At 72.0% G+C, this 23,735-nt stretch carries 22 protein-coding genes; 11 read left to right on the top strand and 11 right to left on the bottom strand.

The window, feature by feature from the left end:
- The first annotated feature begins 322 nt into the window (after positions 1 to 322).
- The 3 genes from ACZ60J_RS10035 (at position 323) to ACZ60J_RS10045 (ending at position 2,108) form a co-directional block, all read left to right on the top strand.
- Positions 323 to 469 (top strand): hypothetical protein, encoded by a 147-nt coding sequence (locus ACZ60J_RS10035; protein ID WP_469680370.1) that lies wholly within the window; start codon positions 323 to 325, stop codon positions 467 to 469.
- 39 nt (positions 470 to 508) lie between these two features.
- Positions 509 to 1,279, top strand: coding sequence for a bestrophin-like domain (locus ACZ60J_RS10040; protein ID WP_469680372.1), 771 nt, complete (start codon positions 509 to 511; stop codon positions 1,277 to 1,279).
- Between the two features lie 208 nt (positions 1,280 to 1,487).
- Positions 1,488 to 2,108, top strand: a complete 621-nt coding sequence (locus tag ACZ60J_RS10045; protein ID WP_469680374.1) for a hypothetical protein — start codon at positions 1,488 to 1,490, stop codon at positions 2,106 to 2,108.
- 152 nt (positions 2,109 to 2,260) lie between these two features.
- Here the strand turns inward: ACZ60J_RS10045 and ACZ60J_RS10050 are convergent, their stop codons facing one another.
- Positions 2,261 to 2,812 carry a hypothetical protein gene (locus tag ACZ60J_RS10050; protein ID WP_469680376.1) on the bottom strand — a complete coding sequence of 184 codons (552 nt, stop codon included), beginning with the start codon at positions 2,810 to 2,812 and terminating at the stop codon, positions 2,261 to 2,263.
- 352 nt (positions 2,813 to 3,164) lie between these two features.
- On the opposite strand from ACZ60J_RS10050, the gene ACZ60J_RS10055 reads away from it, so the two are divergent.
- On the top strand, positions 3,165 to 3,854 hold the full coding sequence (locus ACZ60J_RS10055; protein ID WP_469680378.1) for a class F sortase: 690 nt from the start codon (positions 3,165 to 3,167) through the stop codon (positions 3,852 to 3,854).
- A 64-nt stretch (positions 3,855 to 3,918) separates the two neighbouring features.
- On the opposite strand, the gene ACZ60J_RS10060 is transcribed toward ACZ60J_RS10055, so the two are convergent.
- Both ACZ60J_RS10060 and lysX read right to left on the bottom strand, forming a co-directional pair.
- Positions 3,919 to 4,842 carry a polysaccharide deacetylase family protein gene (locus tag ACZ60J_RS10060; protein ID WP_469680380.1) on the bottom strand — a complete coding sequence of 308 codons (924 nt, stop codon included), beginning with the start codon at positions 4,840 to 4,842 and terminating at the stop codon, positions 3,919 to 3,921.
- 88 nt (positions 4,843 to 4,930) lie between these two features.
- The gene (gene lysX / locus ACZ60J_RS10065; protein ID WP_469680381.1) at positions 4,931 to 8,245 is read right to left on the bottom strand and encodes a bifunctional lysylphosphatidylglycerol synthetase/lysine--tRNA ligase LysX; all 3,315 of its coding nucleotides are present in this window, start codon (positions 8,243 to 8,245) and stop codon (positions 4,931 to 4,933) included.
- 114 nt (positions 8,246 to 8,359) lie between these two features.
- On the opposite strand from lysX, the gene ACZ60J_RS10070 reads away from it, so the two are divergent.
- Positions 8,360 to 8,821, top strand: a complete 462-nt coding sequence (locus ACZ60J_RS10070) for a universal stress protein (protein WP_469680383.1) — start codon at positions 8,360 to 8,362, stop codon at positions 8,819 to 8,821.
- A 170-nt stretch (positions 8,822 to 8,991) separates the two neighbouring features.
- Positions 8,992 to 9,714 carry a DUF4328 domain-containing protein gene (locus ACZ60J_RS10075; RefSeq protein WP_469680385.1) on the top strand — a complete coding sequence of 241 codons (723 nt, stop codon included), beginning with the start codon at positions 8,992 to 8,994 and terminating at the stop codon, positions 9,712 to 9,714.
- Between the two features lie 19 nt (positions 9,715 to 9,733).
- On the opposite strand, the gene ACZ60J_RS10080 is transcribed toward ACZ60J_RS10075, so the two are convergent.
- Positions 9,734 to 10,948 carry a CapA family protein gene (locus ACZ60J_RS10080; protein ID WP_469680387.1) on the bottom strand — a complete coding sequence of 405 codons (1,215 nt, stop codon included), beginning with the start codon at positions 10,946 to 10,948 and terminating at the stop codon, positions 9,734 to 9,736.
- 281 nt (positions 10,949 to 11,229) lie between these two features.
- Between ACZ60J_RS10080 and ACZ60J_RS10085 the strand changes: the two genes are divergently transcribed.
- On the top strand, positions 11,230 to 11,769 hold the full coding sequence (locus tag ACZ60J_RS10085) for a sigma-70 family RNA polymerase sigma factor (RefSeq protein ID WP_469680389.1): 540 nt from the start codon (positions 11,230 to 11,232) through the stop codon (positions 11,767 to 11,769).
- Between the two features lie 258 nt (positions 11,770 to 12,027).
- Entirely contained in the window at positions 12,028 to 12,492 is a 465-nt protein-coding gene (locus ACZ60J_RS10090) for a hypothetical protein (protein WP_243341408.1), read from the top strand.
- Between the two features lie 14 nt (positions 12,493 to 12,506).
- Here the strand turns inward: ACZ60J_RS10090 and ACZ60J_RS10095 are convergent, their stop codons facing one another.
- The 5 genes from ACZ60J_RS10095 to ACZ60J_RS10115 all read right to left on the bottom strand — a co-directional run bounded on the left by ACZ60J_RS10095 (position 12,507) and on the right by ACZ60J_RS10115 (position 18,508).
- The gene (locus tag ACZ60J_RS10095) at positions 12,507 to 12,911 is read right to left on the bottom strand and encodes a hypothetical protein (RefSeq protein ID WP_469680391.1); all 405 of its coding nucleotides are present in this window, start codon (positions 12,909 to 12,911) and stop codon (positions 12,507 to 12,509) included.
- Positions 12,912 to 12,931: 20 nt separating this feature from the next.
- A complete protein-coding gene (locus tag ACZ60J_RS10100; protein ID WP_469680392.1) occupies positions 12,932 to 13,792 on the bottom strand; it encodes an Fpg/Nei family DNA glycosylase in 861 nt (286 codons plus the stop codon).
- Between the two features lie 20 nt (positions 13,793 to 13,812).
- Positions 13,813 to 15,033, bottom strand: coding sequence for a hypothetical protein (locus ACZ60J_RS10105; RefSeq protein WP_469680394.1), 1,221 nt, complete (start codon positions 15,031 to 15,033; stop codon positions 13,813 to 13,815).
- A gap of 114 nt (positions 15,034 to 15,147) precedes the next feature.
- Positions 15,148 to 17,211, bottom strand: a complete 2,064-nt coding sequence (locus ACZ60J_RS10110) for a SpoIIE family protein phosphatase (RefSeq protein WP_469680396.1) — start codon at positions 17,209 to 17,211, stop codon at positions 15,148 to 15,150.
- A 7-nt stretch (positions 17,212 to 17,218) separates the two neighbouring features.
- Positions 17,219 to 18,508 (bottom strand): DUF6777 domain-containing protein, encoded by a 1,290-nt coding sequence (locus ACZ60J_RS10115; RefSeq protein ID WP_469680398.1) that lies wholly within the window; start codon positions 18,506 to 18,508, stop codon positions 17,219 to 17,221.
- A 174-nt stretch (positions 18,509 to 18,682) separates the two neighbouring features.
- Between ACZ60J_RS10115 and ACZ60J_RS10120 the strand changes: the two genes are divergently transcribed.
- From ACZ60J_RS10120 to ACZ60J_RS10130, 3 genes are read left to right on the top strand one after another with little or no spacing between them, the layout of a single operon-like run.
- The gene (locus tag ACZ60J_RS10120) at positions 18,683 to 19,597 is read left to right on the top strand and encodes a YndJ family protein (protein WP_469680400.1); all 915 of its coding nucleotides are present in this window, start codon (positions 18,683 to 18,685) and stop codon (positions 19,595 to 19,597) included.
- Positions 19,594 to 20,190, top strand: a complete 597-nt coding sequence (locus tag ACZ60J_RS10125) for a DUF1990 family protein (RefSeq protein ID WP_469680402.1) — start codon at positions 19,594 to 19,596, stop codon at positions 20,188 to 20,190. The genes ACZ60J_RS10120 and ACZ60J_RS10125 overlap by 4 nt, the downstream gene beginning before the upstream one ends.
- Entirely contained in the window at positions 20,148 to 21,776 is a 1,629-nt protein-coding gene (locus ACZ60J_RS10130; RefSeq protein ID WP_469680403.1) for a lipase maturation factor family protein, read from the top strand. The genes ACZ60J_RS10125 and ACZ60J_RS10130 overlap by 43 nt, the downstream gene beginning before the upstream one ends.
- Positions 21,777 to 21,920: 144 nt before the next feature.
- On the opposite strand, the gene ACZ60J_RS10135 is transcribed toward ACZ60J_RS10130, so the two are convergent.
- Together ACZ60J_RS10135 and ACZ60J_RS10140 are read right to left on the bottom strand one after the other, a co-directional pair.
- Positions 21,921 to 22,454 carry a GNAT family N-acetyltransferase gene (locus ACZ60J_RS10135; RefSeq protein WP_469680405.1) on the bottom strand — a complete coding sequence of 178 codons (534 nt, stop codon included), beginning with the start codon at positions 22,452 to 22,454 and terminating at the stop codon, positions 21,921 to 21,923.
- Positions 22,451 to 23,716: an XRE family transcriptional regulator gene (locus ACZ60J_RS10140; RefSeq protein WP_469680407.1), complete on the bottom strand. Its 1,266-nt coding sequence runs from the start codon at positions 23,714 to 23,716 to the stop codon at positions 22,451 to 22,453. The genes ACZ60J_RS10135 and ACZ60J_RS10140 overlap by 4 nt, the downstream gene beginning before the upstream one ends.
- Positions 23,717 to 23,735 lie beyond the last annotated feature (19 nt).

The following is a 23,735-nucleotide window of genomic DNA, read 5'->3' on the forward strand; positions in this document are numbered from 1 at the left end:
CGGACACGGTCACGGACCCGGCGGCCACCACGGCCACCCGCCCTGCCCGCCGCCGCCTCCCCCGCCGTGCCCGCCCAAGCCCACTCCGAAGCCCCCACCCCCGTCCCCGCCACCCCCGAAGCCCACGCCCACCCCGACACCTCCCCCGCCACCGCCCCCTCCGCCACCGCCCGCTCCGAAGCCGGTGCCGAAACCCCCCGAGCCGGCCCCGCCCCCCGCACGCCCGGCCCCCGCTCCCCCGGCTCCCAAGCCGGTCACGAAGCCGGCGCCGAAACCCGTCGCGGAGCCCCCCGCACCCCCGGCGCCGCCCCGGGTGATCCCGGTGGCCGCGCCCAAGAAGCCCGTCGCGCGCCCCGCTTACCAGGCGGCGGTGCGCAAGCCGGTGGAGCGCCACATCTCTCCGGTGACCTTCACCTTGATGACCGCGGCCCCCGCGGTGCTCGCGATCGTCGCGCTGCGCCCGCGCTAGAGCCGCCGCATTCCACCCCGTAATCGATTGGGAGTCATCTTGTCGGAATGGCTCGTCCTGTCCCTCGCGATGGCCGCGGCGTGTGCCGTGGTGCTGTCCATCGCCTTCTTCAATCAGCGCCGGATCGGTGAGGACGACGATCCCAGCGAGACCCCGGACGTCATCGAGTACATGACGATGATGATCGGCGTGATCTACGCGATCGTGCTGGGCCTGGCGATCGCCGGCGTCTGGGAGGGCCGCGGGGCCGCCCAGGAATACGTGCGCCAGGAATCGCAGGCCCTGCACGAGATCAGCGTCCGCTCCGAGGTCTACCCGGCGGACGTGCGCAAGAAGATCAGGTCCGACGTCGACGCCTACGTGAGCTACGTCGTCGACACCGAATGGAAGGAGATGGCCGAGAACGGCGAGCTGACGGACCGCAGCGGGGAGCTGCTGGAACGCATCCGCCGCGACGTGACGGACTACGAACCGCAGACCGACCACGAGGGCCAGGCCTACCAGCCGCTCGTGGACCAGGTCGCCGTGGTCGACGACGCGCGCAATGCGCGCGGCCAGAGCGCCGGGGCCACCATGCCCGGGGTGGTCTGGTTCGGCCTGATCGCCGGAGCCCTGGTGACGGTGGGGCTGATCTTCACCCTCCAGATCCGGCGCTCGTTCCGGGAAATGCTGCTAGCCGGGCTGTTCAGCGCGCTGATCGCGTTCCTGCTGTTCCTCATCTGGGACTTCGACGCCCCCTTCGGCCGGGGCATCGCCGCCACCGCCGAGCCGTTCCTCTCCCAGTTCCCGCATCTGCGCCTGGGCGACTGACACCGCGTCGCCCTCTGCCGGGCCCGGCAGACCATCAAACCGGGGACGGGCCTCCCGTCCCCGGTTCGGCCTACCGCCGTGCCCCATTCGCCCGTTCCTGATCGCGGGTCACCGCGCGCGGACCTAGCGTGGCGGACATCGAGGCGCACGACCCCCCACGTGCGGAAACCGTTCCGCGGCTGCTCCTCGGGGATCCGGAGAATCAACCATGGGCGCGATACCCACCTCCCCCACAGCCCTGTTGGGCGCCGCCGCGGCGGGCGCCCTCCTGATCGTCGGCACGGCGGCCGCTCCCGCCGTGCGCGCGGCCGAGGCCGCGCCCATCACCTCCTTCGGTTTCGCCATCACCCCCTCGACGGCCGCCCCCGGCGGTCAGGTGGTGCTGTCCGTCACCGGCTGCAACGCCGCCTTCGCCACCGTCTCCTCCGGTGTCTTCGACACCGTGAGCATCGACCGGGGCAAGACCGCACGGGTCACCGTGGACCGGGACGCGCGGCGCGGAGCCCAGTACTCCGTCTCCTTCACCTGCGCCGGCGAGACCGGCTCGGCCGATCTGACGATCGCCGGCGGCACCGGCAAGCCCACGACCAGCTCGACCGTCGGCGCCCGCAGGAGCGCGAGCGCGGTCGCCGGTACGAGTACGGGCACCAGCGCGGGCACCGGTACGGGCGCTTCGCGCCGCGCCACCCTTGGCGTCCGCGGAGGCCTCGGCGGCAGTGTGGCCAGGCTCGATCCCCTGGAACTCGGCGCCGGCGCGGGGCTCGTCCTCGGCGGTCTGGTCGGTCTCGGCTACGCCCTGCGCCGCCGGGACATCCGCCGCATCCACTGACGGCACCCCGCCACCGGTGCGCCCGGCCCACAGCCGCCCCCGCACCCACACCCACACCCACACGATCCCCACGGAAACGCCGGTCGCCCCGTGTCCTGGCCAGGACACGGGGCGACCGGCGGTTGTCCGGGCCGACCGGGGAGGTCGGCCGGTCAGGCCCGGCCGCGGATGGGGCGCCGGCGACGCATCACGTGGGCGCCGGCACCGAGGGCCGCCGCACCGACGAGGCTCGCGCCGATGGCGGTCTCGGTGGTGGACGGGCCGATGGAGCCGCCGAGGCCTCCCTGTGCGCCGCGGCCGTCCAGGATCGTGAAGCGGTGCGTGGCGACCAGGCTGTTGTCGTGGCACTTGACCGACAGCGTGTGGTGCCCGGGCGAGGCGTGGTTGAAGATCCGCACGGTCGCGAAGCCGATGGAGCCGGCGGACAGGTTCGTCTGCGGAAAGTTGCCGTGCGAGAAGACGATGCCGCCGTGGCCGCAGCCGGCCGCGCTGACCTGCATCGTGGAGCCCTGGTGCACGGAGTAGGGGTTGACCGTGACATTGCTGGGCCCGCCGTTTCCGCCCGAGGGCGGGCCGCCCGCGGGTGCTGCGGGGATCGCGGGGTTCACAGGGTTCACGGGATTCGCCGTGGCGAAGGGGGAACTGAGTGCGAGGGCGGCGCAGGTGGCCGCCGCGGTCACGGTAAGAGCGTGGAGAACACGCATGGTGGAACCTCCAGCGGGAAGCGCCCCGGAGCGGTGGCCCGGGCAGATCGACGAGAACGCCTCCCATCACGAACCCTCGACCGGGTCCGCAACCAGCGCATGTCCGCCTTTGGGCCGCAAGGTTGAGCGACACGCCGATGCGCGGACGCGTTTCCTGACGGATCCGCAGGTCACGACCCGTCAGGCATTTATGTGACGATTACCTGGATGGGCGCACCCCTTCCGGCCCCACCACCCGTTCGCCCTTCCCCGATCGCCGTCCCGCACGCACCCCCTTAGCGTGCGTGAAGTAGGGCGTGAAGGGGTGGGACAAGAACGCGGGTCGGGACCCCCGCGTCGGGAAGGGAGAACCATGCTCGAGGACGAGAGTGAGAGGCCACCGAGGAGACGCTCCCCCTGGGGTGCGATCGCGCTGGTCATGCTCAGCGGCCTCGCCATGATGCGCAACGGAGCCGAGGCCGGCGACGGACCCCCGCAGCCGGCCGCAGCGGCGGCGGTGAGTGCGCCGGCCGGGTCTGCGGTCGGGCCGCAGGGCAACCAGGCGCCCTCCGAGCCGCCCGTGCCGCCGCCGGACATGGAGGTGCTGGACCACTCGTCGGTCCAGCGCATCCGGATCCCGTCGATCAGCGTGGACGCGCCGGTGATGACGGTCGGGCTGGACGCACAGGGCTGGATCGACGCTCCGCCCCCGCAGGACAAGAACCTGGCGGGCTGGTACCTCAACGGCATCTCGCCGGGCCAGCAGGGTTCGTCGGTGATCGTGGGCCACGTGGACAACGCGCAGGGCCCCGCTGTCTTCTACGGGCTGGGCTCGGTCCAGAAGGGCAGTCGCATCGAGGTGGCGCGCTACGACGGCCGCACGGCGGTGTTCGAGGTGTACGGCGTGGAGGTGTTCTCCAAGAGCACCTTCCCCGGCTCCCGGGTGTACGGGGACACCGGTCACCCGGAACTCCGGGTCATCACCTGTGGAGGCGGCTACTCGAAGGGGCGCGGCTACGACGGCAACGTCGTCGTGTTCGCGCGGATGGTGGAGGCCCGCTGACCGACCACCCACCCGCCCGCGCGGCGGCGGCGGACCGCGCCGCCGCCGCGCGGGGTACGGCTCCTCAGCGCGGCGGCAGGTCCGGGAGCGTCATCCGGAATCCCCGTCCGAGCAGTTGCGGCAGGTAGCTCGCCAGCGCCTGCACGCTCTGCGAGCGGTTGCCGCCCGCGTCGTGGTTCAGCACGATCACCCCGGGCGCGGCCTGCTTGAGGACCCGCGAGACGATCGCGCCGGTGCCCGGCTCCTTCCAGTCCAGGGTGTCCACCGTCCAGGCGAGCGGTTCCATGCCGAGCTCCGCGCCGATCTCGAAGGCGGCCCGGTTCCACGCCCCGTAGGGCGCCCGGAACCACAGCGGAGCGGTGCCGACGGCCTTCTGTACGACCTCGCTCGTGCGGCCGATCTCGGAGGCCATCGCCGGTCGGCTGATCTTGGTGAGCTGCGGATGGGTCCAGGTGTGATTGCCGATGACGTGTCCTTCGGCCACCATCCTGCGCAGCAGGTCCTGGTTCTCCACCGCCATTTCCCCGCAGACGAAGAACATGGCCCGGACGCCGTGGCGCGCGAGGGTGTCCAGGATGCCCGGGGTGTAGCGGGGGTCGGGGCCGTCGTCGAAGGTGAGGGTCATGGCGCTCGCCGACCCGATGCCTCGCTGGGCACCGGCGGGCAGTTCCAGGATCGGCCGGGTCCGTACGGCGGGCTTCGCCGCGGGTGCGCGTTCCGGGGCCCCTTCGGAGGTCATCGGTTCGAGCCGGTACGGGGATCCGCGCGGGAACTGCGGCAGTCCGGCGGGGGCTCCGGTGAGGGGTCCGGGGCCTGCGGCCCCGCCGGGCGGCGTACCGGGGCCGGCGCCTGCGACGGGGGTCCGTGCACCCGAGGGCGGCAGATCGGTTTCACCGCCCGTCAGCAGACCTGCGGCGGCGGCGACTCCGAGGAAGACGGCGGAGCGCAGGAGCACGCGTCGCCCTACTGTCGGCTCGTCATTTTTCATTACTACTACGTATCAACGACATCGCCGCAGATGTCGAGAGGCGCGGACGCGCCCCCGCGCGCTCACCCGCTCGGAGCAGTCCTGCCGGTCAGCCCCGCCTCACCAGCGGGAACGGCAGCGTCTCTCGGATCGTGAGCCCCGTGAGGAACATGACGAGGCGGTCGACCCCGATGCCCAGGCCGCCGGTCGGCGGCATCGCGTACTCCAGCGCGTCCAGGAAGTCGTTGTCGAGCTCCATGGCCTCCGGATCCCCGCCCGCCGCCAGCAGCGACTGCGCGGTCAGCCTGCGCCGCTGTTCGACGGGGTCGGTCAGTTCCGAGTAGGCGGTGCCCAGTTCGGTGCCGAAGGCCACCAGGTCCCAGCGCTCCGCGAGCCTGGGGTCCTTGCGGTGCTGCCGGGTGAGCGGGGAGACGTCGGTCGGGAAGTCCTTGTAGAAGGTGGGGAGCTTGGTCCGTTCCTCCACGAGCCGCTCGTACATCTCCAGGACCACGTCGCCCCGGGTGTTGTCGGGCGTGTGCGGCACGGCCGCGCGGTCGCACAGCCGCCGCAGGACGTGCTCCTCGGTGTCGGCGTCGACCTCCTCGCCCAGTGCCTCGCTGATCGCCCCGTACATCGTCTTGACCGGCCAGGGTCCGGAGATGTCGTGGACGACGAGCTTTCCGTCCGGCCCCGCCTTGTGCGCGATGGGCGAGCCGAAGGCGGCCGTCGCGGCGCCCTGGATCAGCTCGCGGGTCAGGTCGAGCATCACGTCGTAGTCGGCGAAGGCCTGGTAGGCCTCCAGCATCGTGAACTCGGGGTTGTGCTTGTAGGAGACGCCCTCGTTGCGGAAGGTGCGGCCCATCTCGAAGACCTTCTCCATGCCGCCGACGCACAGCCGCTTCAGGTACAGCTCGGGTGCGATGCGCAGGTACAGGTCGAGGTCGTAGGCGTTGATGTGGGTGCGGAACGGGCGGGCGTTGGCCCCGCCGTGGATCTGCTGGAGCATCGGGGTCTCGACCTCCAGGTAGCCCCGGTCCAGCAGACCCTGCCGCAGGGCCTGGACGGCGCTGGAGCGGGCCCGTACGACGTCGCGCGCGTCGGGGCTGGCGACCAGGTCGAGGTAGCGCTGGCGGACCTTGGCTTCCGGGTCGGCGAGGCCCTTGCGCTTGTCGGGCAGCGGGCGCAGGCATTTGCCGGTGAGCTGCCAGGAGTCGACGACCACGGACAGTTCGCCGGTCTTGCTGGCGCCGACCTCGCCGCTCGCGACGACGTGGTCGCCGAAGTCCACCTGGGAGGTGAAGGCGTCGAGCACGGGGGCGCCCGCCTCGTCCCGGGTGAACATCAGCTGGACGTCCCCGGACCAGTCCCGCAGGACCGCGAACACCACGCCGCCGAGGTCGCGGACGACCATCACGCGTCCGGCGAGGGTGACGGGCGAGCCGGTGCGGGCGCCGGGCGGGTAGCCGGGGTGGACGGCCTTGAGTTCGGCGACGGTGTGGGTGCGCTGCGGGATGCCGACAGGGTACGGGTCGGTGCCGGCGGCCCGGATCCGCTCCAGCTTGTCGTGCCGGACCCGGACCTGTTCGGGCTGCCGCTCGGCCCGCGCGGCCTCGGCGTCCTCCTCCCCTACGGATTCCAGCCCGAGGGACTCGATGGGCGGCAGGCCCGCGGTGGTGGCGGGGGCGGTGAGCCCGCGCGGGTGGCCGTTGCCCCACAGGGTGCGCATGCTCGGCACGGAGACGAACCCTTCGGCGATGCCGGAGGCGAGGCTGACCCGGGCGAGCGAGCCGGCGTCCTGGAAGCAGAGGAACCGCGGGTACCACTCGGGGCCGTACTTGACGTTCGAGCGGTACAGCGCCTCCAGCTGCCACCAGCGGGAGAAGAAGAGCAGCAGCTTGCGCCACACCTTCAGGACGGGTCCGGCGCCGATCCGGCCGCCTTCTTCGAAGGCGGAGCGGAAGACGGCGAAGTTGAGGGAGATGCGGCGCACGCCCAGGCCCGGGGCGGCGGCGCAGAGCTCGGCGACCATGAACTCCATGACCCCGTTGGGCGCGGACCGGTCGCGGCGCATCAGGTCGAGGGAGATGCCGTCCTTTCCCCAGGGCACGAAGGAGAGCAGGGCGATCAGCTCGCCCTTGTCGTCGAAGGCCTCCACGAGCAGGCAGTCGCCGTCCGCGGCGTCGCCGAGCCGGTCCAGCGCCATGGAGAAACCGCGTTCGGTCTCGGTGTCCCGCCACTTGTCGGCCCGGTCCACGATCGTCTGCATCTCGTCCTCGGAGAGGGCCGAGTGGCGGCGGATGACGGTGGTGGCCCCGGTGCGCTTGACGCGGTTGACGGCCTGCCGGGTGACGCGCATGTCGCGGCCGTCGAGGTCGAAGTGGGCGACGTGCAGGATGGCCTCGTCGCCGAGCTGGAGGGCGCTGAGTCCGGAGCGGGCGTACGCGGTCGCGCCGTCCTCGGAGGCGCCCATGACGGCGGGCTGCCAGCCGTAGCGCCGGGCGACGGCGAGCCAGGCGTCGATGGCGGGGGTCCAGGCGGCCGGGTCGCCGACGGGGTCGCCGCTGCCGAGGCAGACGCCGGCCTCGACCCGGTAGGTGACGGCGGCCTTGCCGTTCGGGGCGAACACGACGGCCTTGTCCCGCCGGGTGGCGAAGTAGCCGAGGGAGTCGCTCCGTCCGTAGGCGCCCAGCAGCGCCCGGATGCGGGGTTCCTCGTCCCCGTGCAGGGCGGCGGTCAGCCGCTGGGAGCGGAAGAGGGTGGCGGCGGCGTTCAGCAGGGCGAGGGCGCCGAAGAGGCCGAGCAGGAAGTACAGGGGGCGGGGCGGGTGGCCGTCGAACTGCCGGGCCGAGAACAGTCCGCCGAAGACCTGCTTGGCGGACCAGTCCAGCCACTGCCCCCTGGGCAGGCTCCCCGGGAACAGCGCGACCAGGCCCCAGCCGAGGAGGACGGCCGCGAGCAGGCCGAGTCCGAGCACGAGCAGGGCCCGCCACAGGGCCCCCGGCCGGGAGGCGGCGTTGAACTCCTTGCGCGCGGCGATCAGGAGGACGAGGGCGGCGACCGCGACGGCCATGGAGGAGAAGCCGACCCAGTAGTCCTCTTCGGCCACGGTGAGCACGTCGACCAGGAGCAACAGGGCCAAATAGGTGACGACGATCCACCAGGCGATCTTCTTGCGCATGCCGAGTGCGGCGGCGAGGAGGAAGAGGAAGACGGCGTAGGCGAGGTTGGCGCTGACCGGTACGACGATGGCGTCGAGGAAGCGCACGATGGGCCGCAGCAGGCGGCGCAGCGCCGGGGAGAGCGACAGCAGGGCGCACAGCAGGCCCAGCGTGCCGAAGAACGCTCCGAAGGCGTCGGGCACCCGGTTCAGGAAGCGGCTGCGGCTGGCGCGCGTCCCGCGCGTCTCCTCCACGGTGGCACTCATGGTTCGCACTGTAGGGAGGGCCGTGCTCCTTCGCGCGGTGAGAAGGCCCGGCCGTCTGGTGCCGGGCGCCGCGACCCGGTGGACCTTTCCGGTCACGGCACTAGTCTCGGAGGGGTGACGGAGCACGTGGGTACGGAATTCGAGCGCGGTACGGACGGTCCGAAGGTGATTCTCGCCGGGGTGGACGGGTCGCAGTCCTCGCTGCGCGCCGCCGCCTACGCGGCGGGGCTGGCCCGGCGGCAGAACGCGCTGCTGGCGCTGGTGTACGTCCAGCCGGTGATGCCGGCCGGGGCCGCGCTGGGGGCTCCGGTGTCGGAGGCGACCGAGGAGATCGCGGAGGGGCTGGTGGCCGAGATCCGGGAGTCCGCGGAGCGGCTGAAGGGCGTCTACGACGTCCGCTGGCAGTTCCACACCTTCCGCGGGGACGCGTACGCCGGGCTGGTGAGCGCGGCGGAGGAGCTGATGGCGGACGCGGTGGTGGTCGGGGCCTCGGAGCAGGCCGGGCACCGGATCGTGGGCTCGGTGGCGATCCGCCTGGTGAAGGCGGGGCGCTGGCCGGTCACCGTGGTGCCGTAGGGAATCCCACCGCCGCGGCCGTGATTCGCCTCCGCAACCGGATCACCGTAGACGAGGGACTCCGCGTGACATACATTCATGCAGCTCATACAGGTCGGACCAGCCGCTGAGCGGTCCGTTTCCACATCTCTCGTTGCATATGTTCCCGTGGGGGGTATTTCGTCATGTCCATGAGTGCACCCGGTCCGTCGCCATCTGCGGCGCCGAACCCCTTCCCGCCGCAGCCCGCCGGCGTCCTGCGTTCCCCCGAGGGGTCGGCGACGGCCCTGACCCTGCTGCTGTCCTCGGTGGGTGTCCTCAACCTCGTCCTGTCCGGGGCCGACCTGTTCCGGGCGGACCTCCAGGGCGACCTCACGAGCGGGCCCTCGACCGAGACGAGCGAGAGCCTCGGCGGGCTCGACGCCCTCACCATCCCCCTCGACATCCTCCACCCGGTCCTGTATCTGGCCACTGCCGTGGTCTTCATCATCTGGTTCCACCGGGTCCGCTGCAACGGCCAGGTGTTCCGCCCCGACGGCTTCTCCCAGTCCGTCGGGTGGGCCATCGGCGGATGGTTCGTCCCGCTGGCGAACTTCTTCTTCCCGTACCGGACAGCGCGCGAGACCTGGAACGCCAGCACGCAGAACGCGCCCGACGGCTCCTTCCGACAGGTCTCCGGCGCCCCAGTGGTCGCCTGGTGGCTGGCGTTCGTCGTCAGCACGGTGCTCGACCGTGTGTCCTCGCGGCAATACCTGGCGGCCGAGACGCACGAGGCGCTGCGCGACGCCTCTTCCTTCGCGGCGGTCGCGGAGCTCTCCACCGCCGTGGCCGCCGTGCTGGCCGTCCTCTTCGTGCGGAAGCTGACCGCGTTGCAGCGCGTCAAGGCCGTGCAGGGGCCGAACGCCGCGGTCTGACCTCCGTGCCCGCGCGGGCCTACTTCGCCATCGTCAGCCCGTCCTTGGCCGCGCCGCGGCCGAGGACGGCCTCGGTGATCTCGTCGCGGGCGTTCTCGTAGTCCTCGCGGCCCGGCGACTGTGCGAGGGCGGCCGGGAGGTTGACGACCCGGCCCGCTCCGAGGTCCATCATCTGCGGGACGAACTCGGCCTTGGTGACCTGCCAGCGCTGCCCGGGGGCGGCCGGCGGGGCGAAGGTGAAGCGGCCGATGGAACCGTAGTTGCCGCGCATGTCCCGGGCCCCGCTGTAGTTGAACATCTCGCCGGCCACCTGGTCCCCCATGCCGTAGACGATCCAGGTCCCGTTGACCTTCTCGTACGCCTGCGGGATGTGGGCGTGGGTGCCGAGGATCATGTCCACGTCGGGGCGGCCGCCGGTCTGCGAGGCGGTCAGCGCCTTGCCGAGCGCGAGCTGCTTCTCGTCCGGTTCGGTCTGCCATTCCGTGCCCCAGTGGAGGCTGACGAGGACCACGTCGGCGCCCGCCTTACGGGCCGCCCGGGAGTCCGCGATGATCTTCTCCTGCTCCATCAGGTTGACGGCCCAGGGCTGGCCCTCGGGCATCGGGTAGCCGTTGGTGTCGTAGGTGTACGCGAGGTGCGCGACCTTCGCGGAGCCCGCGGTGTACATCGTCACGGTGCCCGCCTCGGCTTCCGTCCGGGCCGAACCCGCGTGCTTCAGACCGACCTTGTCGAACCGGTCGAGGGTCCGCTTCAGACCGGCGCCGCCGCCGTCGAGGGTGTGGTTCGAGGCCGTGGAGCAGCCGTCGTAGCCGGCGTCCTTGAGGCCGTCGGCGACCTCGGGCGGGGACTGGAAGGCCGGGTATCCGGTGAACGGGCCGCCTTCCGGACCGTAGATGGTCTCCATGTGGCAGAGGGCCAGGTCGGCGGCCGCGACGATCGGCTTGACCCCGGAGAACATCGGCCGGAAGTCGTGGCCGTCACCGTCCGCGTCGGAGGCCGCCCGCCGGATCACCGACTCGTGGGGCAGCACGTCGCCGCTCGCGACCAGGGTGAACCCCTTCATCGAGCCGCCGGCGGGGGCCGTAGTGGATCCGGGAGCGCCCGAGGCCGCCGGGGCGGACGGGGAGCCGGCGAGGCGGGCCGGCGCGGGGTCCCCGCCGGCGGAGCAGCCGGCTACGGCCGACAGGACGACGGCGGTCAGGAGTGCGAGGGCGTGGCGGGTGCGCGCGGTCATGGGTCCCGGCTCTCCTTGATGAGCTTGATTTGTACGACTACCTGATCTTCAGTCAATCCATAGAAAGAGACGCCTGAAGTCAAGAAACGGCTCCGCCGGCCGGCCGCGCACTCACCCCAATGGCCGTTCGGCGTGCCGTTCGACCGTTCACCGCCCCGCGCGGCCGCCCACCGGATGACCCGGGTGCTTGGGCGCACCGTCCGGACGGGACGGTTCCCGGGCGGCCCGGTGCAGGTCAGGGTGGATCCATCGACCCCGACCACCCCCGGAAGGAGCCTCCCGTGCCCCTTGCCCCCACCCTCCCGCGCACCGACCCCGAGGCACTGGCCGAACTCCAGCGCGAACACGGACGAGCCCTGTTCGGTTTCCTGCTGGGCCTCACGGCCGGGGACGCCCAGCGCGCGGAGGACCTCGTACAGGAGACCCTGCTGAGGCTCTGGCAGCACCCGGAGGTCCTGGGCAGCTCCTACGAGTCCCTGCGGCCCTGGCTGTTCACGGTGGCCCGGCGGCTCGCCATCGACGCCCGGCGGGCGCGCCTGTCCAGGCCCCTGGAGGTGGACCCGGAGGGGCTGGAGCAGGCACCCGCGCCGGGGGACGCGGTGGCGGGCTCGGTGACGGCCATAGACGTACGGCGGGCCGTGGGATCACTGGGGCCGGAGCACCGGGACGTCCTGGTGCAGGTCTACTTCCAGGACCGCTCGGTGGCCGAGGCCGCCGCCGAGCTCGGCATCCCGGCGGGGACGGTCAAATCCCGTACGTACTACGCTCTGCGCGCCCTGCGGAAGGGCCTCCAGGGGTACGGGTACGGACTCGGCGCCTGAGGGCGGCCCGGCCCGGGAGGCGCCTCTGCCGAGGTGCGGCGAATGCGTCAAAGAATGGCCTGAACGCCCATGAAGCGGACACGAACCGCATCGAAACCGGCATCGGACCGTTCAAGTTGAGTAAACATCCCCCGCTCCGCGAGCCGCGCAAGGAAGGCTCGGCGCTGACGGCGGGAAGACGCGACGCATGCGGGAGAAGGTGGAACGGTGCAGCCCGAGGGTACGAACGGCACCAGTGACGGTGGGCTCGCGGTGCCCATGGCATGGCTCTACGCGGAGTACATCGCCGACGAACTGCTGCGTACGGGCCGGCTGATCCCGGTCAGCACCCTGGAGTTCCGCGCCGGACGCGACACGCTCGCGCTGACCATCTACCTCTCGGACGCCGCCGGCGAACTCTCCGGGATCCGGGTCGTCTCGCAGCTCGACGAGTGGATGTCGCTGACGGCGTACGGTCACCCCTGGCGCGACTGGGTCCACACCCGGTTCCTCGCGCTGGGCGAGGAGGCCCGCGAGCGGGGCCGGGGCGAGGACCCCGATCTGGAACTGGCCCGGGCGGCCTGGCGCTGGCTGGACCACACGGAGCTGTTCGCCACCAACCTCGACCCGGGACGCCACGGCCACGCCGACACCCCGCCCGGCCTGGACGAGAACGCCCGGGTCTGGACCCCGGCGTGGCAACTCGGCCTGCCGCTGGGGCATCTGGCGATGCACCTGTTCTGAGCGCGGGCGGCGGCCTACTCGGGCCGGCGCGGGCCCGGCGACTCCGCCGGGTCGGTGACCAGCCCGGTGAAATCGGCCTCGTTGCGCTCGGCCCGGATCACGTACGCACGGGCGACGCACCACAGCACCGGGTACACCAGCACCCCGAGCGCGACCCAGACCAGCGGGCCCGACGCGACCCGCGGGTGCAGGAACAGCAGCGGCAGCAGGCCCACCAGGAGGAAGAGCGCGGCCAGGGCGGCGAGTCCGGCGCGGAGCTGGCTGCGCATGAGGGCCCGTACGTAAGTGGCGCCCAGGGTGGTCTGCTCGGAAATCTCGGACCGCGCCGGCGTGTGCGCGGGAGGCGTCCTGCGACTGCCGCGCGGGACCCCGGTGACGACCTCCCGCCGGGGCGGCTGGGACTGCTGCTCCTCGGGCACGGTCCGGAGTCTAGCCGGGCCTACTTCAGCAGCTTCGACAGCCTGCGGTCGGCGAGCGGCTTCCCTCCGGTCTGGCAGGTCGGGCAGTACTGGAGCGAGGAGTCGGCGAAGGAGACCGAGCGTACGGTGTCCCCGCACACCGGGCAGGGCTCGCCCGCGCGGCCGTGGACCCGCATCCCGCTCTTCTTCTCGGCCTTGAGCCGTCCGGCGGCCACCCCGTGCGCCCGCTCGACGGCCGTGCGCAGGGTCTCCTCGACGGCCGCGTACAGCTGGTCCGTCTGCGCCTCGTCGAAGGAGGCCGCCAGTTTGAAGGGGGAGACCTTGGCCTGGTGGAGGATCTCGTCGCTGTAGGCGTTGCCGATCCCCGCGATGACGCTCTGGTCGCGCAACACCCCTTTGATCTGCCGCCGTTCCCCGGCGAGCAGCGCCCCGAAGGCCTCGCGGTCGAAGCCCTCGGCGAGCGGGTCCGGGCCGAGCCGGGCGATGCCCGGGACCTCCTGCGGATCGCGGACCACGTACACGGCGAGCCGCTTCTGGGTTCCGGCCTCGGTGAGGTCGAACCCGCCGCCGCCCTCCAGGACCAGGCGCAGCGCGAGCGGTCCCTTGCCGGGGCCCGGCGGCCGGGCGGGGAAGGCGTCGGTCCAGCGGAGCCAGCCGGCCCGGGCGAGGTGGGTGACGAGGTGCAGTTCGCCGATGCGCAGCGCGAGGAACTTGCCGTACCGGGCCGTGGTGCCGGCCCGCTGCCCTTCGAGCGCGGTCAGGGGCGGGTCGTAGGTCTTGAGCACGCTCACCGCGAGCGGGAGGACGCGCTCGACCACCCGCCCGGCGAGGTGTTCGTCGAGGAACTCCCTCAGGGCCTCGACTTCGGGCAGCTCGGGCATGCCCCCAGCCTGCCGCGCCCTCAGGCGAAGCGCGAGCTGGGGACGGGGCCCGGCGAGCCGATCCGGTCCCGGGGGCCGGTCAGCCAGCCGGGTGCGAGGGCCGCGGCATAGGCCCGGAAGGCCTCGTCGGTGTCGGACGGGGTCGCCCCGTCGCCCTCGTCCGGGGCGGGGTCGGCGGCGGCGACGTCCCGGGCGATCTCCTCCTCGGGCCGGGTGTCGTCCTTCCACGGCTCCGTGACGAACTGCGCCTGCAGCGCGCTGAAGTCGGCGCTGACCGGCGGCGGGCTGGTCCACCGTGTGACGTGCTCGTACAGGATCTGCCCGTCGGCGCGTTCCGCGAGCCCGGGGTCCGCGTCGCCGAGGTCGTAGGCGACGACGAGGGTGTCGGGCCGGCCGGGCTCGTACGGGACGGCGGGCAGCGCGAGTACGGTCGCGGCGGCGAGCCCCAGGATCCGGTCGGAGCGGCCGGGCAGCAGCGAGACCGTGGCGGGCCGGCGGCCGGTGGCCTCCAGGGCCAGTGCGAGGCGGGCGAGGCCGCGGCGGCAGGTCTCGTGGCTGTCCCCGAGGAGGGCGTAGCGACCGGTCATGCCGGCGTCGTAGCCGTACGGGGAGAGGGTGCCGAGCAGGGTTCCGGTGAGCGCGAACTGCCAGCCGCGCAGGTCCGTGGAGTCCAGCGGTCCCGCGGTGGCGGCGAGTTCGGCGCGGGCGAGGATCCGGAGCTGGCGGGCGTGGGCCCAGCTCCAGGTGTCGTCCTCGGGGGCGGGCAGCCGGGCGGCGGTGGCGCGGGCACCGGCCAGGTCCCCCGCGAGGAGGGTGTGGTGGACGAGCAGGTACGTCTCGGGCCAGGCGGGGAGCCGGTCGCCCCGGGCGGCGAGCAGGGCCGCGGCCTCGGCGTGCCGTTCCTCGTCCTCCAGGGCGGAGACGAGCTCGGCGAGCAGCGGGCGCGCGTCCGGGACCAGCGCGAGCGCGGCGCGCAGGGGGGCTATTCCGAGGAAGGCGATGCCGTGTTCGACGCAGCCGTAGCCGAGGTCGTAGAGGGCCTGCGGATCGTCCGGCCGCTTGGCTGCGGCCTTGGCCGCCTTGGCCAGGTCCTTGAAGCCGGCCGCTTCGGCCAGTGCCCGGACGGCCCGGGCGAGTTCGGCCAGGGGGAGGGTCTCGGCGTGCGGGCGCAGGGACCGTACGGCGCCGGGCAGGTCGCCGGACTTCAGCAGGGTGCGGACGCGGTCCAGGGTGTCAGTCATCGCCACCGATCATCGGCGTGCTCCCGAGGGCCCCGCAACGGAGTTTCGGCCCCGACCGGCACGCCGCGGGGCCCTGCCGGTGTGCCGGGAAGCCGTTCCGGGCCGGGCGAGGGCTCACGGCATCGTGAACTCGCACCACACGCACTTGCCGCTCCCCCGTGATTCCACGCCCCAGACGTCCGCCAGCCGGTCCACCAGCATCAGGCCGCGCCCCGAGACCCCGGAGTCGCCCGCCTCCCTGCGGCGGGGCAGGGCGCTGGAGCGGTCCTCGACCTCCACGCGGAGCCGGCGTTCGAGGCCGGTGAGGACCCGCAGCGTCACGATGGCGGGGCCGTCGGTGTGCATGAGGGCGTTGACGATGAGCTCGTCGGCGACCAGCTCGATCTCGTCCGCCCGCTCCCGGGCGCCCCAGGTCCGTACCGCCGCGCCGATCATGTGGCGGGCCGATACGAGGGCCTCCGGATCGCCGGGCGCCACGTGCTGCTGGAGCCGGCCGCCGGCCTGCTGGACCTCTTCGGCCTCGCGGCGGAGCAGCAGCAGCGCCATGTCGTCGTCGCCGCCCCGGTCGTCCACGACCTCGCACAGCCGGTCGGCGAGCCGGGCCAGGTCGGCCGGTCCGGTGCGGACGAGGGAGGCGAGCAGCCGGACGCCGTCGTCGAGGTCGGCTCCGGGTTGTTCGACCAGGCCGTCCGTGCACAGCAGAAGCGTTTCTCCTGGTCCGAGCTCGACCGTGGTCACCGGATACTCCAGCAGCCCGAACTCCGCGGACAGCCCCAGCGGCATCCCGCCCTCCAGGGCGAGGCGCTCGCAGCCCCCGTCCCGGGTCCGCAGCAGGGGGTCGATGTGGCCGGCCCGGACCAGTTGCAGCACCCCGGTCGAGAGGTCGGCCTCGGCGTAGGTGCAGGTGGCGAAGCGGTCGGTGTCCAGCTCGTGCAGGAAGACGGAGGCCCGGGCCATGACGGTGGCCGGCGAGTGCCCTTCGGCGGCGTAGGCGCGCAGCACGATGCGCAGCTGGCCCATGACCGCCGCGGCGTGGGTGTCGTGGCCCTGGACGTCGCCGATGACGGCGCCGACCCGGCCGCCGGGCAGCGGGATGATGTCGTACCAGTCGCCGCCGATGTCCTGGCCCATCTTGGCCGACCGGTACCGTACGGCGATCTCGGCGCCCGGCACCGAGGGGATCCGGCGCGGCAGCATCGCCTGCTGGAGCCCTTCCGCCAGATCGTGCTCCTGCTCCAGCAGCATCGCCCGCTGCAGGCTCTGGGCGATGCTGCTGCCGAGTGCGACGAGGAGGTTGCGCTCCTCCTGCGTGAAGCCGGCCTTGTCCCGGTAGAGCAGGCCGATCGCGCCGATCGGGCGGGCCTGGGCGATCAGCGGCAGGTAGGCGGCCGCCGAGATGTGCATGGAGGAGATCTTCGCCCAGAGCCCGGGGTACCCGGCGGCGAACTCGGCCGCGGAGTCCAGGAACCGCGGCTGGAGCGAGCGCACCACCTCGCTCATCGGGTACTGCTCGTCGATGCGGGTGTAACGGGTGCCGGGGACGAAGCTGCCCGCGGGGCCCTCGGCGACGAGGTGGATCCGGCCGGCTTCGACCAGTCCCATCACCATGCCCATGGATCCGAGGCGTTCCAGTCCGTGGGCGTCGCCGAGCGCGTCGATGACGTCCTGGACGGTCCGGGCGTGCGCGAGTGCGGCGGTGGTGCTCTCGACCACGGACGTCTGACGGCGCCGCTCCTCGTCCAGCCCGAGGCGCTCCGCCGAATGACTGAGCTCCTCGGTGGCGTCCCGGACGATGCCGATGATCCGGTACGGGCGGCCGTCCGGGCCGCGCATGACCCGGCCCTGGGTGTGCGTCCAGCGCAGCGTGCCGTCGTGGCAGCGGATGCGGAAGTAGGCGCCGTAGCTGTCGACCCCGCTCTTGAGGGCCGAGGAGACCAGCGCGTCGAGCCGGATGCTCTCGGAGGGCGGGACGCGCGGCGAGAGGGACTCGGGCCGGCCGTCGTACGCCTCGGGGGCGGTGTCGAAGACCTCCAGGGCGGCCGTGTCCATGTGCATGAGACCGGTGACCAGGTCCCAGTCGAAACTGCCCATGCGGTTCAGCGAGAGCGACCGGTCCGGATGTGCGGGCCAGTCCTCCGGCAGAGATACGGCGGTCGGCACCGGTCCACCATGACACACGGGCCGGTCAGGCGCTCTCCAGGTACTGGCCGTCGTACGGGGCCGAGGGCTGCTGCTCGGGGACGGAGTAGGGGTCGGCATACGGGTCCGTGTCGGGGTTCGCGTACGGGTCCGTGTACGGGTCCGCGTACGGATCGCTCGGCTGCAGCGGCGCTCCGTCGGGACCGACCAGTACCCCCGGGTCGCCCGGGGTCTGCCCGGGCAGGTCGGAGGGGATGTCGGTGGGCTGGTCGGTGGCCGGCGGCGGGGCCGTGGGCGGCCCGGAGGGGAGCCCCTTCGAGGGCTGGTCGGGGGCCGTCGGGGTGGTGGGGGTGTTCGGAGCGGTCCGCGGGGAGCCGGGCGGGCAGTCGGTCGCGTTCGGGGCAGGGCTGCGGCCGGGGCTGGCCGGGCCGGTGGGCGGCTCGGTGCGGGCGAGGCTGTTGCTCTCCGGGGTCCGGCACGGTTCGGCGGGCTCGGTGCCGGGCGGGGTCGCGGGCCCGGTGGGGATCCCGTCGGCCGGGTCGTACGGGGGCGGCGTCTGCGGGGTGCGGTCCTGGGCTCCGTCGTCTCCGGCCGTGCGTTCGATCCAGGTGTTGTCGGCCATGTTGACGATGACCAGGTTGTTGATCACCTGCATCGTCGGCTCGATGACCACGACCTGGTTGGGCTGGTAGCCGCTCCAGGGTTCCCCCTTGAGCACCGGTGTGCCCTTGGCGGCGCGCGGAGCGAGCAGCGGGTTCCCGCAGGCGCAGCGGACGCGGGGCATTCCGTGGTCGTCCACGAGGACGGCGGTGCCGGCCTGGAGGACGGACTGGAAGGCACTGGGCTTGCCGCCGACGAAGCCGTGGTTGGTCACCCGGGTGTCGGCGCGCAGCACGACCGGGGTGAGGCCGCGCAGGAAGTCGGGGATCTTCTCCTGCTCCACCTGGGAGGCCTCGGCGAAGGCCCGCGCCTTGGCGTCGTCTGTGGTCAGGGACTGGACCTGCGCCTCCACGTCGCAGCTGCCGAGCCGCTGGGTCCCGCCGTACAGACCGGGGGTGGCCGCGTTCACGGTGCGGATGCCCTGGCCGGTCGCGTTGGGCAGCGGGGGCTGGACGGGGGCGGATTCGGCGGTGGCGGAGGAGGTGGTGAAGGGGTCGGGGCCCGCCGAGGCCACGGGCTGGAGGTGGACGTCCTGACTCTCGGCGGCGGGGCCCTTGGTCCGTCCCTCGTCGCCGGTGGCCCCGCAGGCCGCGGCGAGGAGTCCGAGGACGGCGAAGAGGGCCGCACGGGCCGGTGCGTGACGACGCGGCGCCTGACGGGGTGTCGGTGCGTGCACGTTTCATCTCCCTTTTCGCCCCGGTTGCTCCCTCTTGTCTGCCGTATGTACAGGGTGCCCGCAACCGGAGATCTTGCACCCGACGTCATCTTGAACATGTTCAAGATGACGTCTAGGCTCACGACCGTGAGTTGAACGCGTTCAATGCGTTCGTTCCCGGAGGGGGGTTCCGCCGTGACCGCACTGGTGAATCTGATCGTCACCTTGGGCATGTTCTACGTCGTACCGGCCGGCCTGCGCCTGATCGATCCGGTCCGTTTCGGGCGGACGGCCCGGCTCTGGCCGCTGTTCGCGGCCCCCGGAGCGGCCTGCCTGTGGCTGCCCCGGGGAGCCCCGGCCGCGGCCCTCGCCGCGATCTACGCGGCGGCCACGCTGGCCCTGGCCGTGCGGGGCGTGGTCCCGGCGGTGCGGGGCGTGGTCCCTGCGGTACGGGCGGCGGTGAGCCCGACCCATACCAGCGCACCCGGGCGGGGTCCCGGCCCCGCCGAGGTGGCCGTGCTCACCGCACTGGTGGCGCCCTCCGTCGCCGGGACCGCCCTCGTCGCCGAACGCGCCGGGCACCGGCTCTTCGGCTTCGACCTCGACATCCTGGCCCTGACCGTGCCGCACTTCCACTTCGCCGGATTCGCCGCGGCCCTGGTCGCCGGTCTGGTGTGCCGGGCCTCCGCCGCCGGAGCCCTCGCGCGCTGGGCGGCGTACAGCGTCCCGGCCGGGACCGCGCTGGTGCTCCTCGGCTACTTCATCGACGACTGGGCCGAGCTGGTGGGCGCGGTGACGCTGACCGGCGGCATGTGGGCGGTGGCCCTGCTGACCTGGCGGGACGTCCGCCCCGGGGCCCGGGGCCGGGACCGGATCACGGGTGCGCTGCTCGCGTGCTCGGCGGTCGTCCTGGTCGCCACCATGCTGCTCGCCCTGTGGTGGGCGCTCGGCGAGGCCACCGGGATCGTGCACCCCACCCTGACCTGGATGGCCGCGACCCACGGCCTCGGCAACGCCCTCGGCTTCGGCCTCTGCTCACTGCTGGCCTGGCGCCGCCTGACCGCCCACCCGGCCGCCGACCGGCCCGTCCGAACGGAGATCCCCGCATGACCCGCCTCATCAGCCAGGGCCGCAGCACCTTCAACTACCCGGAGCGGGGTGCCACCGCCGTGCGTCCGCTGCCCAGCGGATACAACATCACCCACCACCGCACCCGCCTCGGACACGGCCGGGCCGTCCTGGACGCGGCGGCCCTCGCCGTCACCACCTTCCACGCGCACCGTGCGTCGGGGATGCTCGTCACCGCCGGACCGCAGCCCGTCCGGCAGGGTGACCGGGTGGTGGTCGGGATGGGCGTCGGCCCGCTGCGGATCGATGCTCCGTGCGAGGTGATCTGGGCGGCGTACGAGCCCCGGCGGACCGGCTTCGCCTACGGGACGCTGAGCGGGCATCCCGCCCGCGGCGAGGAGTCCTTCGTGGTGGAGATGGAGGCGGACGGCTCGGTCTGGTTCGAGGTCAACGCCTTCAGCCGCCCGGAGCGCTGGTACGCCCGGCTGGGCGGCCCGGCCCTGCCCTTCCTCCAGCAGGCATACGCCCGCCGTCTCGGCCGGTACGTCCGGCAGCTGGCCACCGGCGACCGGCCCGCCCGATACTGGAGGGGATGGACTGGTTCACGGCGCCCGGATACTGGCTGGGACGGCTGATCTTCCAGCGGGCCCTGGCCGGCGTCTACCTCGTCGCCTTCGCCGGGGCCGCCCTGCAGTTCCGGGCACTGATCGGGGCACACGGCATGCTGCCCGTGCCGCGCCACCTGCGGTACGTGCCCTTCCGGCGCGCCCCGAGCCTGTTCCACCTGCACTATTCGGACCGGTTCTTCGCCTCCTGCGCCTGGACCGGGGCGGCCCTGGCGGCGGCGCTCGCCGCGGGGGCCGGGGACGCGGTGCCGCTGGGCGCGGCGATGGCGATGTGGGCGCTGCTGTGGCTGCTGTACCTGTCCATCGTGAACGTGGGGCAGACCTGGTACTCCTTCGGCTGGGAGTCGCTGCTGCTGGAGGTCGGCTTCCTGGCCGTCTTCCTCGGCAACGCGCGGGCCGGGCCACCGGTGCTGGTGCTGTGGCTGCTGCGCTGGGTGGTCTTCCGGGTGGAGTTCGGCGCGGGGCTCATCAAGATGCGGGGCGACCCCTGCTGGCGCCGGCTCACCTGCCTGTACTTCCACCACGAGACGCAGCCGATGCCCGGCCCGCTGAGCTGGTTCTTCCACCATCTGCCGAAGCCGCTGCACCGGGTGGAGTGCGCCGCCAACCACGTGACCCAACTGGTCGTGCCCGTCCTGCTGTTCACCCCGCAGCCGGTGGCCTCGTACGCCGCCGGGATCATCGTGGCGACCCAGCTGTGGCTGGTGGCCTCGGGGAACTTCGCCTGGCTGAACTGGATCACGATCACCGCGGCCCTGCCGGCCTTCGACTTCGGTGCGCTCGCGGGCGCCCCGCCGCCGGCCGCCTCCCGGCAGGGGCCGCTCTGGTACGTGGTGCTGGTGTGCGCGCTCACGGCGCTGGTGCTCGTCCTGAGCCGGCATCCGGTGGCCAACATGGTCTCGCGCCGCCAGGTCATGAACCGGTCCTTCGACCCCCTCCACCTGGTCAACACCTACGGGGCGTTCGGCACGGTGGGCCGGATCCGCGAGGAGGTGGTGGTGGAGGGCACCGCGGACCTCCGGCCCCGGGAGGACGGCGCGTGGCGGGAGTACGGCTTCAGGGGCAAGCCGGGTGACGTCCGCCGGATCCCGCGCCAGTTCGCCCCGTACCACCTGCGCCTCGACTCGAACCGGTTGGATTGGTACGGGCAGAGTAGCAGCCAAGATCGTTACGCGCATCAGCGCTCTGACCAGGAGGTTTCCCCCGATGCCGTCTGGCTGGAGTACGAGTTCTACGGCAAGCCCGGCGACGTCAAGCACCTCCCCCGCCAGTTCGCGCCCTACCACCTAAGACTTGATTGGCTTCTCTGGTTTGTCGCCCTCTCCCCCTCGTACGGAGCCTCCTGGTTCGGCGGCTTCATCGAGCGACTGCTGATCAACGACAGGGATACCCTCCGACTGATCCGCCGCAACCCCTTCCCGGACCGGCCCCCTACCTACGTCCGCGCCAGGATCTACCGCTACCGGTTCACCACCTGGCGTGAGCTACGCGAGACGGGCGCCTGGTGGCACCGCACCTTCGTGCGGGACCTCCTACCGCCCACCCGGCTGGAGATCGCACCAGCCCCGGAGAACGAGGACGACCTCCCTCCTTGAGAGTCACATTCCAACTTCACTGGATGAACTAACCCCCTCCGCCGACAGGCCCACGAGGGGGTTAGTTCATTCATGCAGACCTGGACGCCTAGAGCTCGACAGCCTTGGCATAGCCGAGAAGGGCGGGCCAGACGGGGTACTAGGTCACCGAGTACTCCGGACCATGGCCAAGAGGACAGGGGAGTCCGGGGACGGCTGGCTCGTACCGAGCGGGGTGTAGTTCCACGATTCGTAGATGCGCCGAACCTTCCCATCGCCAGCCTCCGGGTTCACCATCAGGCTCACATATTTCTCTTCGCGGCCCGCGAGAAGGTGATCGTGGATGCGCTGGGCGGCGCCGGTTCCTCGCCAGGCGGGGCGGACACCCAGCTCCTTGAGGGCGAAGCCGCTTCCACGAAGCGACAGGTCATCAGGGAAGGGTGTGATCCGAGCCCAGTACCTATCGTCCGGGCCAGCATGGTTGCCGTAGACATACCCGACCGGCTCGTCTCCGTCGTAACCGATTACGACCTCGAACCCTTCGTCCGTGGCGTGCCGATCAAGGCGCTCGGAGACGGTACTGACGGCGTAATTCGGCAGGTGCAGCAGCGGCGCTCGGACCTCTGCCCACAGGCCCAGGAACGTCTTCTTCACAGCCCCCAGCTCGGTGTACCGCTGGAGAGTGAGCGTGCTCGTCATAGGCCGGCCTTCCGTGTGTCGAGTGCGTACTGAGTCCAGCTAGCGGCTTCGGCGCTCCCGGGGGCCAGGGTCTGGAGCCGCTTCCCGAAGACGTGGAGCATCCCCGCTACCCGAGGGTGCAGCATCGCTGCGTCGCGGGACACGGACATCGCGGTTGCGACCGCAGGCTCCAGGTCACCCTGTTCCAACTGGGCTCGCGCGAGTCGAGTCGTGGAGATGGCCTTCGAGCGGGCCATGTGGGGGCGCAGGCTCGCCAGACACTGATGGGCGTGGTACTCGGCTCGGGCATGGTCGCCCAGAGCCAGGTATGCGGACAAGGCGAGGGAGTGAAGTTCAGCCTGGTCGAAGAAGGCGTTCATCCAGACCGGCCGGTAAGCCAACGGGTCGGCTCGGTCCATGGCGACCTGGGCATCGTGGAAGGCTCTGCGGGTCGAAGTCTTGTCACCAGCGGCCCCGTGGATCGCACCTTGGCGAGCGAGCCCGAGCGAGGCGAACATGGGGTCGCGGCGGGTGAGGTCCAGGTTCCTGGCGACCTGGTTCGCGGCGGCAGCGTCGACATGGCGCCCCATGTGCCGGTACATGGTGCCGGCGTGTGACCAGATCCGGAACTTGATGGCGGAGTCACCGGACATCTCAGCCAGGTGTTGAGCTGTCTGCATGTGCGCGATGGCGGCGTCGTACCTACGACCGTCGATCGCGGCCCACATAGCGGAGCTTCGGAAGGCAGCAGCAGTGCCGTACAGGTGACTACGGACTCGCTGACTGGCGCTCCCCGACTCCTGAAGGTCGAGAGCCTCACCGGACATGGCCGCGGCCTTGACCTCGATGTCTCGCTGACCCCCATGCCGGTGATCACTAGCAATGATCTCTGCGAACCGCTCCTGGAGCCGCTCGACATCTTGGGTCCCGATCCGCTTGGGCGAGGCGGAGGCGGTGGCCGGAATTGCGCTAGAGGCGACGATGCTGGTGGTTGCGGTGACAAAGCGGCGACGGAGCACGGAGTCCTCCCGAAGTGCTTCGGAGCTAGGTGGTCTAAACCCTAGTTCCGCGATCGGGCGTCCGAAAACGGACTCCAAAGCAATCCTCGTCTTACCGACAGGGCGGCTGGTCGAGCCGTTCAGCAGGTTCCTCACCGTGCGATCCGAGAAGTTGCCGGTCCTGCCGGTCAGCTGTTGGAGCGCAGTGTTCATCTGACCTGCTAACTCTTCTTGCTTGAAGCCGAGTTTGGCCAGTGCCGCCTTCAGTTCGGCGTTCTCTCCCATGTTGCACAAAGTAGTCGGG

The sequence above is a fragment of the Streptomyces sp. NPDC104226 genome (assembly GCF_055584085.1).

Excerpts from the sequence above, each read along its gene's own strand:
- ACZ60J_RS10075 (WP_469680385.1), top strand. The coding sequence starts at position 8,992 with ATGAGTGCACCCGGTCCGTCGCCATCTGCGGCGCCGAACCCCTTCCCG.
- ACZ60J_RS10080 (WP_469680387.1), bottom strand. The coding sequence starts at position 10,948 with ATGACCGCGCGCACCCGCCACGCCCTCGCACTCCTGACCGCCGTCGTC.
- ACZ60J_RS10140 (WP_469680407.1), bottom strand. The coding sequence starts at position 23,716 with ATGGGAGAGAACGCCGAACTGAAGGCGGCACTGGCCAAACTCGGCTTC.
- ACZ60J_RS10130 (WP_469680403.1), top strand. The coding sequence starts at position 20,148 with ATGGACTGGTTCACGGCGCCCGGATACTGGCTGGGACGGCTGATCTTC.
- ACZ60J_RS10045 (WP_469680374.1), top strand. The coding sequence starts at position 1,488 with ATGGGCGCGATACCCACCTCCCCCACAGCCCTGTTGGGCGCCGCCGCG.
- ACZ60J_RS10090 (WP_243341408.1), top strand. The coding sequence starts at position 12,028 with ATGGCATGGCTCTACGCGGAGTACATCGCCGACGAACTGCTGCGTACG.
- ACZ60J_RS10105 (WP_469680394.1), bottom strand. The coding sequence starts at position 15,033 with ATGACTGACACCCTGGACCGCGTCCGCACCCTGCTGAAGTCCGGCGAC.
- ACZ60J_RS10055 (WP_469680378.1), top strand. The coding sequence starts at position 3,165 with ATGCTCGAGGACGAGAGTGAGAGGCCACCGAGGAGACGCTCCCCCTGG.
- lysX (WP_469680381.1), bottom strand. The coding sequence starts at position 8,245 with ATGAGTGCCACCGTGGAGGAGACGCGCGGGACGCGCGCCAGCCGCAGC.
- ACZ60J_RS10050 (WP_469680376.1), bottom strand. The coding sequence starts at position 2,812 with ATGCGTGTTCTCCACGCTCTTACCGTGACCGCGGCGGCCACCTGCGCC.
- ACZ60J_RS10125 (WP_469680402.1), top strand. The coding sequence starts at position 19,594 with ATGACCCGCCTCATCAGCCAGGGCCGCAGCACCTTCAACTACCCGGAG.
- ACZ60J_RS10135 (WP_469680405.1), bottom strand. The coding sequence starts at position 22,454 with ATGACGAGCACGCTCACTCTCCAGCGGTACACCGAGCTGGGGGCTGTG.
- ACZ60J_RS10100 (WP_469680392.1), bottom strand. The coding sequence starts at position 13,792 with ATGCCCGAGCTGCCCGAAGTCGAGGCCCTGAGGGAGTTCCTCGACGAA.
- ACZ60J_RS10060 (WP_469680380.1), bottom strand. The coding sequence starts at position 4,842 with ATGAAAAATGACGAGCCGACAGTAGGGCGACGCGTGCTCCTGCGCTCC.